This window comes from Pelagibius sp. 7325 (assembly GCF_037652055.1).
In the GTDB taxonomy this organism is placed as follows: domain Bacteria; phylum Pseudomonadota; class Alphaproteobacteria; order Kiloniellales; family Kiloniellaceae; genus Pelagibius.
On record NZ_JBBKAH010000002.1, the window covers coordinates 513,738 to 527,836 of the forward strand.

The 14,099-nt window shown below is 67.0% G+C and carries 17 protein-coding genes; 5 read left to right on the forward strand and 12 right to left on the reverse strand.

Annotated features, from left to right (window positions below; translation table 11 throughout):
- Position 1: 1 nt before the first annotated feature.
- From WDC82_RS04440 to WDC82_RS04475, 8 genes are all read right to left on the reverse strand, one after another.
- Complete coding sequence (locus WDC82_RS04440; protein ID WP_340116048.1) at positions 2–664, reverse strand: FMN-binding negative transcriptional regulator; 663 nt, start codon at positions 662–664, stop codon at positions 2–4.
- A 93-nt stretch (positions 665–757) separates the two neighbouring features.
- Positions 758–1,105 carry a hypothetical protein gene (locus tag WDC82_RS04445; protein ID WP_340116049.1) on the reverse strand — a complete coding sequence of 116 codons (348 nt, stop codon included), beginning with the start codon at positions 1,103–1,105 and terminating at the stop codon, positions 758–760.
- Positions 1,106–1,163: 58 nt separating this feature from the next.
- On the reverse strand, positions 1,164–1,943 hold the full coding sequence (locus tag WDC82_RS04450) for a succinate dehydrogenase iron-sulfur subunit (protein WP_340116050.1): 780 nt from the start codon (positions 1,941–1,943) through the stop codon (positions 1,164–1,166).
- A gap of 85 nt (positions 1,944–2,028) precedes the next feature.
- Positions 2,029–3,816, reverse strand: coding sequence for a succinate dehydrogenase flavoprotein subunit (gene sdhA / locus WDC82_RS04455; protein WP_340116051.1), 1,788 nt, complete (start codon positions 3,814–3,816; stop codon positions 2,029–2,031).
- Between the two features lie 39 nt (positions 3,817–3,855).
- Positions 3,856–4,239 (reverse strand): succinate dehydrogenase, hydrophobic membrane anchor protein, encoded by a 384-nt coding sequence (gene sdhD / locus WDC82_RS04460; RefSeq protein ID WP_340116052.1) that lies wholly within the window; start codon positions 4,237–4,239, stop codon positions 3,856–3,858.
- Positions 4,240–4,244: 5 nt separating this feature from the next.
- Positions 4,245–4,637, reverse strand: coding sequence for a succinate dehydrogenase, cytochrome b556 subunit (gene sdhC, locus WDC82_RS04465; RefSeq protein ID WP_340116053.1), 393 nt, complete (start codon positions 4,635–4,637; stop codon positions 4,245–4,247).
- 1,441 nt (positions 4,638–6,078) lie between these two features.
- Complete coding sequence (locus WDC82_RS04470; protein WP_340116054.1) at positions 6,079–7,164, reverse strand: MaoC family dehydratase; 1,086 nt, start codon at positions 7,162–7,164, stop codon at positions 6,079–6,081.
- Entirely contained in the window at positions 7,164–8,045 is an 882-nt protein-coding gene (locus WDC82_RS04475) for a CoA ester lyase (RefSeq protein WP_340116055.1), read from the reverse strand. Before WDC82_RS04475 ends, WDC82_RS04470 begins: the two co-directional genes overlap by 1 nt.
- Before the next feature lie 175 nt (positions 8,046–8,220).
- Between WDC82_RS04475 and pdxY the strand changes: the two genes are divergently transcribed.
- The 4 genes from pdxY to WDC82_RS04495 all read left to right on the forward strand — a co-directional run bounded on the left by pdxY (position 8,221) and on the right by WDC82_RS04495 (position 11,250).
- Entirely contained in the window at positions 8,221–9,069 is an 849-nt protein-coding gene (gene pdxY / locus WDC82_RS04480; RefSeq protein ID WP_340116056.1) for a pyridoxal kinase PdxY, read from the forward strand.
- Positions 9,070–9,397: 328 nt separating this feature from the next.
- Complete coding sequence (locus WDC82_RS04485) at positions 9,398–10,024, forward strand: DUF1062 domain-containing protein (protein WP_340116057.1); 627 nt, start codon at positions 9,398–9,400, stop codon at positions 10,022–10,024.
- A gap of 141 nt (positions 10,025–10,165) precedes the next feature.
- The gene (locus WDC82_RS04490; protein ID WP_340116058.1) at positions 10,166–10,801 is read left to right on the forward strand and encodes a DUF5671 domain-containing protein; all 636 of its coding nucleotides are present in this window, start codon (positions 10,166–10,168) and stop codon (positions 10,799–10,801) included.
- Complete coding sequence (locus WDC82_RS04495) at positions 10,798–11,250, forward strand: hypothetical protein (protein ID WP_340116059.1); 453 nt, start codon at positions 10,798–10,800, stop codon at positions 11,248–11,250. Before WDC82_RS04490 ends, WDC82_RS04495 begins: the two co-directional genes overlap by 4 nt.
- A 22-nt stretch (positions 11,251–11,272) precedes the next feature.
- Here WDC82_RS04495 and WDC82_RS04500 read toward each other — a convergent pair whose 3' ends face one another.
- The 3 genes from WDC82_RS04500 to WDC82_RS04510 form a co-directional block, all read right to left on the reverse strand.
- Complete coding sequence (locus tag WDC82_RS04500; protein ID WP_340116060.1) at positions 11,273–11,866, reverse strand: protein-tyrosine-phosphatase; 594 nt, start codon at positions 11,864–11,866, stop codon at positions 11,273–11,275.
- 42 nt (positions 11,867–11,908) lie between these two features.
- Positions 11,909–12,250: a hypothetical protein gene (locus WDC82_RS04505; protein ID WP_340116061.1), complete on the reverse strand. Its 342-nt coding sequence runs from the start codon at positions 12,248–12,250 to the stop codon at positions 11,909–11,911.
- A gap of 83 nt (positions 12,251–12,333) precedes the next feature.
- Entirely contained in the window at positions 12,334–13,347 is a 1,014-nt protein-coding gene (locus WDC82_RS04510; protein WP_340116062.1) for an aspartate-semialdehyde dehydrogenase, read from the reverse strand.
- A 95-nt stretch (positions 13,348–13,442) separates the two neighbouring features.
- Between WDC82_RS04510 and WDC82_RS04515 the strand changes: the two genes are divergently transcribed.
- A complete protein-coding gene (locus WDC82_RS04515; protein WP_340116063.1) occupies positions 13,443–13,745 on the forward strand; it encodes a DUF962 domain-containing protein in 303 nt (100 codons plus the stop codon).
- Between the two features lie 129 nt (positions 13,746–13,874).
- Here the strand turns inward: WDC82_RS04515 and WDC82_RS04520 are convergent, their stop codons facing one another.
- Positions 13,875–14,048 (reverse strand): hypothetical protein, encoded by a 174-nt coding sequence (locus WDC82_RS04520; RefSeq protein WP_340116064.1) that lies wholly within the window; start codon positions 14,046–14,048, stop codon positions 13,875–13,877.
- Between the last annotated feature and the right edge of the window lie 51 nt (positions 14,049–14,099).

Consider the following 14,099-nt stretch of genomic DNA (forward strand, 5'->3'; position numbering starts at 1 on the left):
GCTATGGCTGTTGCTCCAGCACCCGGCGCATCCACTGGCCGGTGGCCCGCGCCAGCGGGTCCGCCGCCGTCTCCACCACCGCCGTGGCGGCGGCGAACTGCGCCCGCGCCTTATTCTGGCTGAGCTTGGCCTTGGCTTCCAGCCGCGTGACCGGAATCTCGAAAGCGACGAGGCCGCGCAGCATGCCTTCCATGTATTTCTCGGTGAGCCCGGCGGTCGACCACGCCGGCTCGAGTCCGGATTCCTGCACCGCCACCAGCCGATCCAGCAGCGCGCGCTTTGCCACCGCATCCTCGATCACCCGCGGCACGCCGTAGGCGTGCACGGCGAGGTAGTTCCAGGTCGGCACGTTGGGCGACCCCGCGCCGTACCACGTCGGCGAGATATAGCTGTGCGGGCCCTGGAAGATCACCAGCGCCTCCTGCCCGCGCTCGGCCAGGATGGCGAAATCCTGCCACTGCGGGTTGGCGCGCGCCATGTGGGCGTGCAGCGTGCCGTTGGGGCCCGCATCCGGATCGTAGAGGAACGGCAGGTGGCTGGCCTGCGGCACGCCGCCCCCGGACGTATCACAAGTCGCGGTCACCAGCAGGGCGAAGTCGAAGGCGCGCATGACCTCGGCCACGGCGTCGCGGTCGTCCAGGCGGAAAGCCTCGGGCACATACATGGCAAAAACTCACGAAGAATGAAGGCGGCAGCGGACCCTAGGCGGCCGGGCGGTTCCGCGAAAGAGCCAGTCTGCGTCCTGCCGGACGGACCACTAGCGCGTTCCCGCCACCACGCGGTAGACCACCAGCACCGCCAGGGCATAGGTGAAGTTCAGCGCCAGCAGGGTCGGCCAGGCGATGACGGCGCCCAGCGCCAGCTTGGTGGCGAGGCTGGGCAGCAGCGTGAGCAGCAGCAGCGCCACGCCCGCCCCCCAGGCGCCAGGCCTCACGCGGTAGAGCAGCGGGACCAGCACCGCCAAGGCGATGCCGATGAGGTAGCGGTTGGGTGTCCCGGCGAGCTGCCACAGCATCGGGTTGACGAAGAGCGCGGCGGCCGCGGCGTTGGCCAGCACGCCCGCCGCCCCGGCCAGCACGACGGCGAGGACAGTTCGAAGCACCATGCCCCTAGAGATAGAACGCCGCGGCGGCCAACGCCAGGGCAGTGCGGGTAAGGGGAGGTCAGCCCTTGCGCTCGACCATGAGCTTCTTGATCTCGGCGATGGCTTTGGCCGGATTGAGGCTCTTCGGGCAGGTCTTGGTGCAGTTCATGATGGTGTGGCAGCGGTACAGCCGGAAGGGGTCTTCCAGCTGGTCGAGCCGCTCGCCGGTCGCCTCGTCGCGGCTGTCGGCGATCCAGCGGTAGGCCTGCAGCAGGATGGCCGGGCCGAGATAGCGGTCGCCGTTCCACCAGTAGCTGGGACAGGAGGTCGAGCAGCAGAAGCAGAGGATGCACTCCCACAGGCCGTCCAGCTTCTCGCGCTCCTCCGGGCTCTGCGGGCGTTCGCGTTCCGGCGCCGGGGTGTCGGCCTTCAGCCAGGGCTCGATGGAGGCGTACTGCGCGTAGATCTGCGTCAGGTCCGGCACCAGGTCCTTCACCACCGGCATGTGCGGCAGCGGATAGATCTTCACCTCGCCTTCCATGTCGCTGACATACTTGGTGCAGGCCAGGGTGTTGGTGCCGTCGATGTTCATGGCGCAGGAGCCGCAGACACCCTCGCGGCAGGAGCGGCGGAAGGTCAGCGTCGGGTCGATCTCGTTCTTGATCTTGATGAGCGCGTCCAGAACCATCGGGCCGCAGCTGTCGAGGTCGACCTCAAAGGTGTCGATGCGCGGGTTCTCGCCGTCGTCCGGATTCCAGCGGTAGACCCGGAAGGTCTTGGTGTTCTTCGCAGCGGCCGGCTTGGGCCAGGACTTGCCGGCACCGATCTTGGAATTGGCGGGAAGGGCGAACTCGGCCATCGGACTCTTTCTCTAGCGCTTCGCTTGCAGGGATCTCTGTTCTGATCGGCCCTTGGTGAACTCGGGCTCTAGTATACTTGGGGCCTTAGTAAACACGGGCTTTCGGCGGGAAGGCCTGCACTTCATTGGTCAGGGTCTTGAGGCTGACCGGCCGGTCACCGAAGGTGACTTTGCCGTTCTCGCCGCACCACGCCAAGGTGTGCTTCATCCAGTTCACGTCGTCGCGGTCCGGGTAGTCCTCGCGCGCGTGGGCGCCGCGGCTTTCGGTGCGGTTGCCCGCCGACTCCATGGTCACCTTGGCCTGGAACATCAGGTTGTCGAGCTCCAGCGTCTCGACCAGGTCGGAGTTCCAGATGAGCGTGCGGTCGGTGACCTTCACCTGGCCGCGTTTGTCCCATACCGCCTGCAGCTTCTCGACGCCCTCGGAGAGCGACTCGCCGGTGCGGAACACCGCCGCGTGACCCTGCATGGCGCGCTGCATCTCGTCGCGCAGGTCGGCGGTCGGGATATCGCCGTCGGCGTGGCGCAGGCGGTCGAAGCGGTCGAGCGCGGCGTCGCCGGCATCGACGCGCATCGGCGGCTGCTTCTCGCCCGGCGTCAGGATCTCGGCGCAGCGCCGCGCGGCGGAGCGGCCGAAGACCACGAGGTCGAGCAGCGAGTTGGAGCCCAATCGGTTCGCGCCGTGCACCGAGACGCAGGCCGCCTCGCCGATCGCCATCAGGCCGGGCACCGTGGTGTTGGGATCGCCGTTCTGCTCGGTCACCACCTCGCCGCTCCACAGCGCCGGGATGCCGCCCATGTTGTAGTGGCAGGTCGGGATGACCGGGATCGGCTCCTTGGTCACGTCGACGCCGGCGAAGATGCGCGCCGATTCCGAGATGCCCGGCAGGCGCTGGTGCAGCAGCTCCGGCGAGAGGTGCTCCAGGTGCAGGTGGATGTGATCTTTCTGCGCGCCGACGCCGCGGCCTTCGCGGATCTCCATGGTCATCGCGCGGGACACGACATCGCGGCTGGCGAGATCCTTGGCCGAAGGCGCGTAGCGCTCCATGAAGCGCTCGCCCTCGGAGTTGGTGAGGTAGCCGCCCTCGCCGCGCGCGCCCTCGGTGATGAGACAGCCGGCGCCGTAGATCCCCGTCGGATGGAACTGTACGAACTCCATGTCCTGCAGCGGCAGGCCGGCGCGCAGCACCATGGCATTGCCGTCGCCGGTCTGCGTGTGCGCGCCGGTGCAGGAGAAGTAGACGCGCCCGTAGCCGCCGGTGGCGATGATGACCATCTGCGAGCGGAAGCGGTGGATGCTGCCGTCGTCCAGGTTCCACGCCATGATGCCGCGGCACACGCCGTCTTCCATGATGAGGTCGAGGGCGAAGTATTCGATGTAGAACTCGGCGTGCTGGCGCAGGCTCTGCTGGTAGAGCGTGTGCAGCATGGCATGGCCGGTGCGGTCGGCCGCCGCGCAGGTGCGCTGGGCGATGCCCTCGCCGTAGTGCGTCGTCATGCCGCCGAAGGGGCGCTGGTAGATCTTGCCGTCCTCGGTGCGGCTGAACGGCATGCCGTAGTGTTCCAGCTCCAGGATCGCCGGCACCGCCTCGCGCACCATGTACTCGATGGCGTCCTGGTCGCCCAGCCAGTCGGAGCCCTTCACGGTGTCGTACATGTGCCAGCGCCAGTCGTCCTCGCCCATGTTGCCGAGCGAGGCGGAGACGCCGCCCTGTGCCGCCACCGTATGGCTGCGGGTCGGGAACACCTTGGAGATGCAGGCGGTCTTGAGGCCGGCCTCGGCCAGGCCCAGCGTCGCGCGCAGGCCGGCGCCGCCGGCGCCCACCACCACGACGTCGTAGGTGTGATCGATGATCTCGTAGGACTTGGTCATAAGCGGACCTCGAATGGCGCGTGGCGCGAGGATGCGGCCTTACGCGCGGGTAAACAGCAGCGTCAGGACCGAGAGGATGCCGGAGAGCGACAGCACGATGGCCAGTGCCTTCACCGCCAGCAGCAGCGCCAACTTCGTCATCTCATGATGAACATAGTCTTCGATGACGACCTGCAAACCCAGCACGGCATGATAGAAGACCGCCGCGATCAGCAGCACCAGCAGGCCGGCGACCACAGGCGAGGCGATCCACGCGACGACCGCCGGGTACTCGGCGCCGGTCATGGCGATCACCGAGACGCAGAACCAGATGGTGAGCGGGATGAGGGCCAGCGCGGTGAGGCGTTGGGCCCACCAGTGGCCGGTGCCGTCCTTGGCCGAGCCGAGGCCGCGCACGCGGCCGAGCGGGGAGCGCATGCTCATCGCCGTCAGCCCCCCATCATCATGTAGCCGGCGATCCAGCAGATCACCGTCAGCACCACCGCGCCGGCGACGGCGGCCAGGCCGCTGCGCTGCGCGGTCTCGATCTCGAAGCCGTAGCCGGCGTCCCAGAACAGGTGCCGGATGCCGTTGCAGAGGTGATAGAACAGCGCAAAGCTCCAGCCGAACAGCAGCAGCCGCCCGATGAAGGAGCCGATCAGGCCCTGCGCGGTGGCGAAGGCCTCCGGGCCCGAGGCGGCGGCGACCAGCCAGTAAGTCAGCAGCAGCGTGCCGACCGCCAGGGCGATGCCCGTCAGGCGGTGCAGGATCGAGAGGGTGGACGTGATCTGCGGGCGATAGACCTGCAGATGCGGCGACAAAGGCCGGTTCGAAGAGATCATGCGACGGCTGCCTTCAGGCTTTCTGCCCCTACCCTGCGCGCGGTGGGACGGCGCAGTGTACTCCGGAAGTCCCAAGAGACTCTTTTCTTGTTGGTCGGCCTGTGATTTAGACCGCAGCGCAACATAAGTCAACGCGGCCCCCGGTATAGAGGCCCCGCAAAGCCCCCGGGAAAGCCCCCGGGAAAGCGACCAAACCCAACCGGCGGGCGAACCCTCCGCTGCACCTGGCGGCGGCCCTGTGGACAGAACTGTGGGCAAGATGTGAAGGAAATGTGCAGTTCTGAGGAAACTATGCACAAGTTTTCGTAGGCTATCTGGTAATTTTATGTTGTCGCCTTCTGCAAGTTGGGCGAGCATCTCCTTGCACGTGAAAGCGCCGGACGACGGCGGGTGCGGCCCTCTCCCGAGAGCCATGGTTCACCGGAACTTCGGTTCCCCCGAGCCTGGACCGACGGAGAAGCGGCTTGAAGAGCCGGAAGCTTTCGGGCTTTGGGTTCGCCAAGCGGCAGCGGTCTTTGCGGGGACTTCGGTTTCCGCCGGCCTTGCCGACCAGGCCTTCGGGCCCGGCGGGTGAAGGTGCAGCGGCCCTCGGGCCGGAGACCGGCCCGGTTTTTCAGGGAGGTTCCTTCGGGAGCGTCCCGGGTAGATCGGGTGGCACGCCAGCGATTGTCCGGGGACGGAGAGCCCTTTCGGGGGCCATCCGTCCGGTGCCGGAAACCGGGTTGCCCTGCATATCCTGGTTTTCGGAGGGAAGGTGCCGGTCGAGCTTCGACCCTCACCTTTCCGGCGAGGACGGCTTCCCCTCCCCGTGTCGGGAGGCCGACCGATCCGGGACCGCGCGGTTCCCTCGTGGAATTGCGCGAAGGTCTCACCGGCCAAGGAAGGTACCCGCAAGGGCGCCGACCCGGTCCGGGAAGCTCCCCGCAAGGGGCGGCATTGGAGGCCTGGAAAAGACAGCCGGTGCGCCCAGCGCCGCCGACTGTTCGGACGGGATCCCTCGGGACCCTGCCCGCGCCCCGGGACGGTTCTGGACGATACCCCTGAAGGCACCGCCTTCGCGGGAGGACGCCGGGATCGGATGTCGGAAAGGCGGATTGGAGGGCTGACAGGCCCACGCCCGGTGAGTTCGCTCCCCCTCGGGGGAGATCAGCGATCTCGCTGCGCTGTATCGGTCACGCCAGGCCCGGTATCCGCGCGCGATTGCTGATCAAGAACCCATCCGCCGCCGCCGTAACGTTGAGCTGGATCCAGCTCCTGAGGCGTCGGGTGAGTGTCCTCCGGGACACGCCGCAGTCGGAGGAAACTCCTTCTGCAACCCGGCGCCTCACTCATTAGCGCAGCCGATTCACCGATTCAACTAAATTTTGTGGTGCGAATGCAAATTCGCACCAGATGTCGGGGTGGCTTGTCTCTCGTTGTCATCCCCCGCCTCACCCCACGCTCACCGCGGCAGCAGCACCGTGTAGTCGAGGTCCAGCACCACAGCCGGGTGATAGCCGTGGCGGCCTTCCTCGGACACCGCCTTGTAGGGCAGGGTGCCGCAGTCGATGTTCTTCGCCGCCACCGTGCGGATGCGCAGGGCGCCGAGGTCGCTGCGCCCCGGCAACTCGATGCTGTCGAGCACTTCCGACCAGGCGTAGATGGTGTCGCCGCCGAAGCTGGGCGCCGCGTGGGTGCCGCCGTTGATGGCCACCAGCTTCACGGCGTTGCCGAGGCCGTTGAAGCTCAAGGCCCGCGCCAGCGAGATGACGTGGCCGCCGTAGACGATGCGCCGGCCGAAGCGGCCCTGGCTTTCGACGTGCTGGTTGAAGTGCACCCGCGCGGTGTTCTGGTAGAGCCGAGTCGCCAGCTGGTGCTCGGCCTCCTCGATCGTCATGGCATCGCCGTGATCGATCCGCTCGCCGGCCGCGTAGTCGCCCCAGCGGTGCGGGCTGCCCGCCGCCGCGCAATCGAAGTCGGCGAAGTCGAGCCCGTCGGGCACCACGAGGTCGCCGGCCGCGACGGCCTCCGGCAGTTCCGGCAGCACCGCCTCAGGCGCCGGCGCGCCGGCGTCGCGCTTCTTCACCATGACCCAGCGCGTGTACTCGACCACCGCCTCGCCGCGCTGGTTCACCCCGCGGCTGCGCACGTAGACCACGCCGGTCTTGCCGTTGGAGTTTTCCTTCAGGCCAACCACCTCGCTCTCGGCGGACAGCGTGTCGCCAGGATAGACCGGCGCCAGGAAGCGGCCGCCGGCGTAGCCGAGATTGGCGACGGCGTTCAGCGACACGTCGGGCACCGTCTTGCCGAAGACGACGTGGAAGGCCAGCAGGTCGTCGACCGGCGCCGCCGGCAGGCCGCAGGCCTTGGCGAAAACATCGGAAGACTGCAGCGCGAAACGTCCGCCGTAGAGCGCGGTGTAGAGCGCCTGGTCGCCCGCCGTCACCGTGCGCGGCGTGGCATGGCGGATCACCTGGCCGAGGCGGAAGTCCTCGAAGAAGTTGCCCGCTTTGTTCTTTGGATTGTTCATCGGATTGGCCGGCGACATCAGGCGGCGGACTCCAGCTCCTTGATGGCATTGGACAGCGCGACGAGGCGCTTGGCGCTCTCGACGTGCAGGTTCTCGATCAGCTTGCCGTCGACCACCACCACGCCCTGGCCCTCGGCGCTCGCCTGGGCGTGGGCGGCGATGATCTTGTGCGACCAGTCGATCTCTTCCTCGGAGGGCGCGAAGATCTCGTTGGCCTTGGCGATGGTCTTGGGGTGGATCAGGGTCTTGCCGTCGAAGCCCAGTTCCTTGCCCTGGCGGCATTGCGCGGCGAAGCCCTCGTCGTCGGAGAGGTCCAGGTGCACGCCGTCGGTGATGGCGATGCCGTGGGCACGCGCCGCCAGGATGCAGAGGCCGAGACCGGTCAGCACCGGCAGGCGCTGGGGCGTGTGCGCCGCCTGCAGGTCCTTCACCAGGTCGGAGGTGCCCATAACCAGGCAGGTGATGCGCGGGGAGGCCCCGGCCACTTCCTTGGCGTTCAGCATGCCGAGCGGGGTTTCCATCATGCACTGGATGCCCATGGACTTCGGCGCACCGGCCGCGTCCATCAGCTTTTCCAGCGCGTGGATCATCGCCGCGGTCTCCACCTTCGGCAGCAGGATGGCATCGGCGCCAGAAGTCGCGATGGCCTTCACGTCGTCCTTGCCCCAGGCACTGTCGAGGGCGTTCACCCTGACGACGATTTCACGCTTGCCGTAGCCGCCCTGCTGCAGCGCCTCGACGATCTGCCGGCGCGCGGTCTCCTTGGCATCCGGCGCCACCGCGTCCTCAAGATCGAGGATCAGGCCGTCGGCCGGCAGGCCGCGGCCCTTTTCCAGGGCGCGGGCGTTGGAGCCCGGCATGTAGAGAACGGAACGGCGCGGACGGGCGCTGGCGAACATCGGTGGCATCTCCCTGGCAGGTCCCTTAGGCATTTCTTGTTCAGCCGTCGGCAGGCGCCTTTCCCGCGCCTGCGAACGCGTCGGCGACTATAAACGATGACCGGTCTGTGGCAAGCTGCCGCCCCTTTGGGAATCCCGCAAATCCGCCGTTGAACAGGCAAGCGAACCCCCTTTGATGAACGTGATCTCCATCCAGTCCCACGTGGCCTACGGCCACGTCGGTAATGCCGCCGCCGTCTTCGCCCTCCAGCGCCTGGGACTGGAGGTCTGGCCGGTCCACACGGTGCAGTTTTCCAATCACACCGGCTACCCGGAGTTCCAGGGACAGGTGTTCAGCGCGGACGACATTGCCAGGCTGATCGATGGGCTGGAGGCACGCGGCGCGCTGGCGCGCTGCGATGCACTGCTCACCGGCTACGTCGGCGACCCGGCCCTCGGCGCGGTGATCCTCGATGCCGCCCGGCGCATCCGCGCAGCCAACCCCCGGGCGCTCTGGGCCTGCGACCCGGTGATGGGCGACGACGGCAAAGGCCTTTTCGTGCGCCCCGGCATCCCCGGGTTCATGGCGGAAGAGGCCCTGCCCGCCGCCGACATCCTGACCCCCAACCGCTTCGAGCTGGAGATCCTGAGCGCTACGAAATGCAGCAGCCTGCCCGAGGTGCACGATGCCGCGGCCGCGCTGCTGCGACGCGGCCCCAAGGTCGTCCTCGTCACCAGCCTCGCCGCCGAAGGCAACGACGCGGGCGAGATGGAGATGCTCGCGGTCACAGCCGAGGGCGCGTGGCGCGTCGCCTGCCCGCGCCTGCCCTTCGCGCCCAACGGCGCCGGTGATGCGGTCGCCGCCTTTTTTCTCGGATTTTATCTCAAGAGCGGTTCCGTTCCCGAGGCGCTGGGCAAGGCCGCCGCGGCGATTTTCGAGGTGCTGCAGACCACCCTCGACAGCGGCGAAGAGGAGCTGCAGCTCATCGCCGCCCAGGGCCGCCTGGAGGCGCCGCGCCGCCGCTTCACGGCAGAGGCTTTTTAGCGCGGCACGCTCTTTTCAAGTCCGCTGGTGCGGACATAGAATGCCCGCCTCTTCAATGCTGGGAAGCGATCTCCTTTGCCTTCGTAACCGCCGGTCTCATCTGATCCACCGATGAACGCGGCAGCGCCTCCTTCGCGCTGACGAAGTGTAATGCGTGAGTTCGCCACGGTGGCGGTTCGAGACCGGTTTGGCACGGCAGGACCGCGACGGGCAGCTCGGCCGGCCCGCATCCGGCATTCCTCACCCAGACTCCGTCGTCACACCGCGCCTTCCAGGCATCTCGCGACCGCCGTCCTGACGGACTTCCCGATGGGAAGAGCAAACCGGCATGGTCGAAGTCTTTTCTGTCCTTTGGACAGTTATTCCTCAGAGCGCCCCCCAGCCCACCATGAACTGCCGCCGCTGCGGCGCGGCGAGACCCTTCCGCAGCAGCGGAAAGTTCCGGGTGAATGCCAACGGCAAGCAGGTCGATGCCTGGCTCATCTACAAATGCACGACCTGCGACGACACCTGGAACCGGCCCGTCCTGGAACGCCGCAGCGTCGACGGCATCGATCCCTGCCTGCTGGAAGCGCTCCATCGAAACGACCCTGCGCTTGCGGACCGCCTGGCCGGCGACATCGGCGATCTGCGAGGCGGAGCCGCCGCAGCGTCGGCGGCGGTCGCCGTACGCAAGGAGGTGCTATGCGAAGCCCCGTTATCGGCGCCCTGGCTGTCGGTTCGCCTCGCCGTCCCGCAGCCCGTCACGCTGCGCCTGGACCGGCTGCTTGCCGGAGAACTCGGCCTGTCGCGAAAGCGCCTTCAGGCCCTGCAGGAGTCCGGTCGTCTCGACACCGCGCCGAATGGCCCGCGCATGCTGCGCAGGCCCCTGCGCGACGGCACCTGCGTGACCCTCGAGCTCGCGCGGGAATGCGACGGTGCAACGATCTGCGCGGCGGCGGGGGACCTGGCTTAGCCGATCCCCCATCGGCGGCCTGCCGCCGATGGGGCCGGAGTGCCGCCGCGCTTTCGCGCCACGATCAACCTGTAATACTTTTGGCCGACGCCAAGAGCAGCCTGTACGATAACCGGGCCTGCCAGCAGGGAGCACGGAATCATGTCCAAACGCGACGACGACTTGAACCGCTTTGTCAGGGAGGCCTTGTCGAAGGGCATTGCGCGAGCGGAAGTCAGGGAGGCCCTGCTGCACGCCGGCTGGGCGGGCGAGCAGGTCGAAGCGGCGCTGGGCGCCTATTCGGAGGTGACCTTCGCCGTTCCCGTTCCGACGCCCCGCCCGTACATCTCGGCTCAGGAGGCTTTCTTCTATCTCGTCCTGTTCACGACGCTGTATCTCGCCGTCTATGCCCTCGGCAAGCTCAGCTTCAACTTCATCGAACAGGCCTTCCCTGATGCCCTTTACCGGGCCGGCGACACCGAGCGCTCGATCCGCTGGTCCTTGGCCTTGCTGGTCGTCACGCTCCCGGTTTTCCTGTTCACCACCCATCATGTGAATCGGCTGCTGACTCGCGATCCGATCAAGGCCGGGTCGCCGACCCGCAAGTGGCTCACTTACATCGCCCTGTTCATCGCGGTGACATTCCTGATCGGCGACTTCGTCACGCTGGTATTCGGATTGCTGGGGGGCGAGCTGACCCTGCGCTTCCTGCTGAAGGTCGCCACGGTGGCGCTCCTGGCCGGTGCCGTCTTCGGGTACTACCTCCATGACCTGAAGCGCGACGAGCGGGTGCCATGACGAAACCCTCAATCGGCCGGTTCCTCGTGGGCGCCTTCGTCGTCCTGTCCCTGGCGGCCATCACCGCCGGCTTTCTGGTCATAGGGTCGCCGGCCAAACAGCGCCTGCTCGCCCTGGACAGGCAACGCGTTGACAACCTGAGCCAAATCGCCGGTGCCGTCGACATCTACTGGCAGAACAACGAGCGCCTGCCCGCAAGCCTGAACGACCTCGAAGGTGACTGGGTGCGGCAGCTTGCGGATCCGGAGTCCGGCAAGGCCTACACCTACCAAGTGACGGGCGCGCAGGCCTACAGACTCTGTGCAGACTTTGCGCTGCAGAAAGATACACCGGCCGAAGGGCCCTGGGACCGCGACTTCGCAAATCATGGACAGGGACGGCATTGCTTCGACCTGCGCGCGGGAGGGCGCTGGCCACGCATGTCTCTGCCGCCGTTGATCATTCAGTGACGGCGGCGATCGGGACGTCCGATCAGTCCTCGGCCATCTCCACTTCGCGGCGGCGGCCGAGGTCGATCATCCACTGGGCCAGCGCCGGATCGCGGCTCACCTGCCGGCCGTAGTGGCGCTTCAACGCGGCGACCAGGCGGCCCCCACGCCCCAGCAGGTCGTCGGCATAGCCGACCATGACGGAGTTGGGCCAGGCCTGCGGACGGATGTCGCGCAGGCGTTCGAACAGCCGGTCTTCGTTCTCGTCGGCATGGACCTGCGCCAGCAGCGACAGCATCGCCGCCGTCGAGCGCGACACACCCATGTGGCAATGCACCAGCAGGTGGCCCCCGTCGTGTTCGCCGTCGCGGTCGCGCGCCGAGGCCTCCAGTTCCTCGCCGAACTGCAGGATCGAGGCGATGTCGTCGCGCGTCGGCATCGTCCTGCCCGGCTGCGGGTCGATGATGTCGTTGAAGTGCAGCGTCGTGCGGTGATGACGGTCGTAGCTGCGGAAGGCCTCGAGTTCCGGCCAGCCGGGATCGATCAGCGAGAGGACATGAGTGACGCTGCGCTTTTGGTGCGTCGGCAACTCCTCGATGCCGCAGATGGTGAGAACGGAAATGGCAATGGGCTTCATGCGGTCAGCGAATCCTTCTTGTGCCGGCAGGGGCCAGGGCGATCAATGATCGGAGCGGTGCAGCACCTGGTCGGCGAGGCCGGTGTCGTAGGCGAGTGCCGCGGCGCTCAGCATCGCGCCCATGGGATACATGGAGCGCAACAGGCCCTTGCGCTCCAGCACCGCGAAGACGTTGGGGTTGGCAAGGCCGGTGGCGTCGCGCGCCCGCACCACCGCGTCGCCGACGTGGAAATGGTCGCCGTGCGCGGTGGGGAAATTGGAGACGAAGACGCTGCCGTCTTCGTCGCCCGGCTGCGCATGGTTGGGGCTGCGCGCCAGCTGCTGCAGCAGTGTCAGGGTCTTCAGCTGCAGCGTGTTCAGCTTTAGCGGGTTCTTTTTGGCCATATCCGAGATTCAGCGCCTGCGCGCCCTTTCACCGGGAGGTACAGAAAAGCCGGGCGGACGGATCGCCCGCCCGGCGACGCCGGCTACAGGTAGCCGTCTTTGACCAGGGTTTCGGCGATCTGCACGGTGTTGAGCGCCGCGCCCTTGCGCAGGTTGTCGGAGACCACCCAGATGCTGAGGCCGTTCTCGACCGTCGGGTCGCTGCGGATGCGGCTGACGTAGACCGCGTCCTCACCGGCGCACTCGGCCGGGGTGACGTAGCCTTCGTCGGTGCGGTGGTCGATGACGATGACGCCGGCCTGCGCCTTCAGCGCCTTGCGGGCCTCCTCCTCGCTGATCGGGTTCTCGAACTCGATGGTCAGCGCCTCGGCATGGCCGACGAAAACCGGCACCCGCACGCAGGTCGCGGTCAGCTTGATGGACGGGTCAAGAATCTTCTTGGTCTCGACCATCATCTTCCATTCTTCCTTGGTGTAGCCGTCGTCCATGAAGACGTCGATGTGCGGAATCACGTTGAAGGCGATCTGCTTGGTGAACTCCTGCGGCCTCACCGGCTCGTTCACGTAGATGCCGCGGGTCTGGTTGAACAGCTCGTCCATGCCGTCCTTGCCGGCGCCAGAGGTCGACTGGTAGGTCGCCGCGACGACGCGCTTGATCTTGGCGAAATCGTGCAGCGGCTTCAGCGCCACCACCATCTGGATGGTCGAGCAGTTCGGGTTGGCGATGATGTTTTTCTTACTGTAGCCCTTCAGCGCCTGCGGGTTCACCTCGGGCACCACCAGCGGCACGTCCGGGTCCATGCGGAACTGCGAGGTGTTGTCGATCACCACCGCGCCGGCCTTGCCGGCCTTGGGCGAATACTCCGCCGAGACCTTGGCCCCTGGCGAGGAGAACACCATGTCGGTGCCCTTGAAATCGAAGGCGGCGAGGTTCTGGACCTTCACGTCGTCATCGCCGAAGGAGATCTCGCTGCCGACCGAGCGCTCGGAGGCCAGCGCCGCGATGTCGTCGATCGGGAAATTGCGCTCGGCCAGCGTCTTCATCATCTCGCGGCCCACGGCGCCCGTCGCGCCGACCACTGCTACCTTGTATCCCATAACGTCTACCTATCTGCCTTTCGCGTCTGCTGTTTGCTATGCTTGCCGGCCGCAGCCGGTTTCCGGTTTCATCTCTGCGAAGGAGCCGCCGAGCGATGATGCCCCGCTCCAAGACCTATCGTGACTTCTGGCCGCGCTACCTGGGCGAACATGCCCGCGCGCAGACCCGTGCCCTGCACTTCCTCGGCACCGGGCTCGGCCTCTTCCTGCTGGCCGGCGCGGTAGCGGCGGCGGACTGGCGCCTCGCCGTGGCGGCGCTGGTCTGCGGCTACGCCTTCGCCTGGGTCGCCCACGCCGTCGTCGAGCGCAACCGCCCGGCCACCTTCACCCACCCGTGGTGGTCGTTCGTCAGCGACTTCCGCATGTTCTTCGCCTGGCTGGGCGGCGGACGCCGCTAGCCAGCGTGCCGCCAGAATGGCGAACAGGCTGCGCTCGTCTTCGCCTGGATGCTGTCCGCTGGGGGAGGCCCCTAAGGAGAAAGGCCGCCCAGAGGGACGGCCTTTCGTAACGTCCATGGGTTTTTGCGCCTAGTTTTTGGCCGTCTCGGTCGTGGTGGTGGTGACCGGAGTCGACTGGCCGGCGTCGGCGGTAACGGTCGATTTCGTGCTCTGGGCGGTATGGAAGCTGCAGTCCGCAGCGGCAATGCCGGCGAACCCAACGACGCCTGCCGCAACCATAAGGGCGGTAAGGGTCTTCTTCATTACACGATCTCCCATTGAGGAGCCTTTGGAAGCAGGGACTTTAGTTGTCCC